The sequence below is a fragment of the Okeania sp. SIO2F4 genome (genome assembly GCF_010672385.1).
Lineage (GTDB): Bacteria > Cyanobacteriota > Cyanobacteriia > Cyanobacteriales > Microcoleaceae > Trichodesmium.
Genome location: NZ_JAAHGT010001121.1, coordinates 1 through 2,793 on the forward strand (window position 1 = coordinate 1; position 2,793 = coordinate 2,793).

Sequence of the window (2,793 nt, forward strand, 5' to 3'; positions counted from 1 at the left end):
TATACCTTCAGCTTGAAATATGTATAGTGAATATTTTCGGTCGATTGGATATGGCGAACTTCGGAGCGACTCTGTAAGAGCGGGAAACCTCGCCATCCCATCCTTACGGAAAGCTCCGCTTTTCATGTCGCGAAGCGTTAACGAAGTTGTGCGCTAGCTAAACGACCGCTTTTTCATCCCCTTAAAAGGGGAGGCTTTGAACCTCATTTTTTGGTAAAAAATTATAGGTTTTAGGGAACACTTTAACAGAGAACATAAAAGAAGAAAAACAACTGTACCTGAGAAAGAGCGATCGACGCTTTATTTTGTTTATTAAATCCAACCATATAACTTTTGAGTCATAATTTCTAGCGCCATATAATTGAGCAACCAATAGCTTCTGTAGTAGATGGAATTACTATTTTACCTTCCAAAATTTGGGCGATCGCCTGACGTAAATAAACAACTTTTACTGCTTCTGGCTGAGTAACATTATCATCTATTAGGCCACGATATCGTAATTTACCTTCTCGATCCAATAAAAAAGCCTGGGGTGTTTTCTCAGCCCCAAAGCTGATTGCCACATCTTGCGTCACATCCCGAATATAGGGAAAATTAAGTTCATTATTAGTTGCAAATTCTTTCATTTTTTCAAAGCTATCTGCTGGAGAAATTATCGCATCATTAGAATTCATTCCAATTATGATTACTCCTTGGTCTTGAAAATCTTTTTGTAGTTGTTTAATTCGTTCAATGGATGAATTTACTTCTAGGCATTGATTACTCAAAAATATCACACAAACTACTTGAAAATGTTCTAAATATCTAGCTAAATGATGAACCTCATCATCTATTCCTGGCAATTCAAAATCTGGAGCATAATTATCAATTGCAGTGCCATTCATTTCAGTTAAACTCATATGTCTATTCCCTATCAAAAAGTTGCCTTACTTAAAACAAAATATTTTTCTATATATAATATCTCATTTTTGGTAAGCATTAAGCTATCATTTATCAGTCATTAGCTGATAGCCAGATAAAGTCTGAATCAATGATAATTAAAAATCTTAGCTAAAGGGTATAGTCGCTCCCATTCTATATATTTTTATTGCTGAGATACTAATTGCTAATAGCTGTTTCCCAGTATTACGCAGGAAATGCTTACCAATGGATAATTGATAATTAATCGAATCTAGGTTTAAAGCCTCTCCTTTTTCATTGATAATGGATTAGTTTGCTAAACTTTGGACAAAAAGTAAACTATTTCTTTTATATCTAAAAAAGGTGAAAGTGTTTCAATAGTACAAAAATTTTCAACTCTCAATAATTATCAATTATTAATTATCCATTATCCATTGTTCATTATCAATTGTTAAAGAGGTAATTATCCATTAATGAACATCTTTCTACCAGTCTTGAGCTAATGCTTGATAACCAATAAGTTTATAGACTAATTTCGCTGCCGTAAACTCAGATACTACCGAATCAGTAATTGGAGCTAACTCCATAATGTCACAACCTACTACTTCATGTAATTCAAATATTCTTCGTAAAAATGTAGTTAAAGAATACCAATTTAATCCTCCTGGTTCTGGTGTACCAACTCCGGGAATTAATGTTGGGTCAATTCCATCTAAATCTATTGTTAAAAACACACGTTTCGTCTGAATACTAGCTATTGCTCTTTCCATCCAATCTGACTGAATAGCTATTTCTCTTGCTCTAAAAACGATTAAATTTTTCTCCTTGATTAAATCTGCTTCTTCTTTGCAAATTGCCCGAATACCTATTTGTACTGTTGGTAACCCCATCTCAAATATTCGTCGCATTACACAGGCATGGTTATATATTGAACCTTCATATTCATATCGCAAATCCCCATGAGCATCTATTTGAATCACAGTAAAAGGTTCATCAAAATATAATTTTTTATAAGCTTTTACTATTCCATTTGTAATGCTATGTTCTCCACCTATACCAATCACAAACTTTCCATCACTCACTAATTTTTCTACTGTTTCTTGAGTAACTTTTAGCATATCTAATGGGGATATTTTTTTGCCATTACGAGTATCTGCTATAGCTTCGTGAGTATAGATACCAACTTCCAAACCTGTTTCCTTATCTAATTCTTCGTCATAACATTCTAACTGTTGAGACGCATCTAATAATACTGCCGGACCATTAACACAACCTCTTCTATAAGTAGTAGTTGCCTCATAAGGAATTGGTACAATTACTACTTTAGCAGTAGTGTAATCTGGCTCAATTTCTGAACCAATAAATGGTAGAAGTGCTGTAGGGTAAACTGCTGACATTTTTTTAACTGTATTAATTTTCTAGGAGCAGACTAAAAGGAGCTAAAAACTGATCAAACTTATCTGATTACTATAAATAATAAATTCTACTTGCCTGATGTGAACAAGTAATTTATTATAGTTCCAATTTCTTTTTCCCTAATCCCTATTCCCTACTCCCTGCTCCCTACTCCCTATTCCCTAAATAATAAATTCTACTTGCCTGATGTGAACAAGTAATTTATTATAGTTCCAATTTCTTTTTCCCTAATCCCTATTCCCTACTCCCTATTCCCTAAATAATAAATTCTACTTGCCTGATGTGAACAAGTAATTTATTATAGTTCCAATTTCTTTTTCCCTAATCCCTATTCCCTACTCCCTACTCCCTAAATAATAAATTCTACTTGCCTGATGTGAACAAGTAATTTATTATAGTTCCAATTTCTTTTTCCCTAATCCCTATTCCCTACTCCCTGCTCCCTACTCCCTATTCCCTAAATAATAAATTCTACTT

General features: G+C 33.6%; 2 protein-coding genes. Both read right to left on the minus strand.

Translation table 11 applies throughout. The features are described 5' to 3' along the window. Positions 1-347: 347 nt before the first annotated feature. On the minus strand, positions 348-884 hold the full coding sequence (locus tag F6K22_RS37820; RefSeq protein WP_375340233.1) for a thioredoxin family protein: 537 nt from the start codon (positions 882-884) through the stop codon (positions 348-350). Between the two features lie 501 nt (positions 885-1,385). Further along, positions 1,386-2,297 carry an agmatinase gene (gene speB, locus F6K22_RS37825; protein ID WP_293109965.1) on the minus strand — a complete coding sequence of 304 codons (912 nt, stop codon included), beginning with the start codon at positions 2,295-2,297 and terminating at the stop codon, positions 1,386-1,388. Positions 2,298-2,793 lie beyond the last annotated feature (496 nt).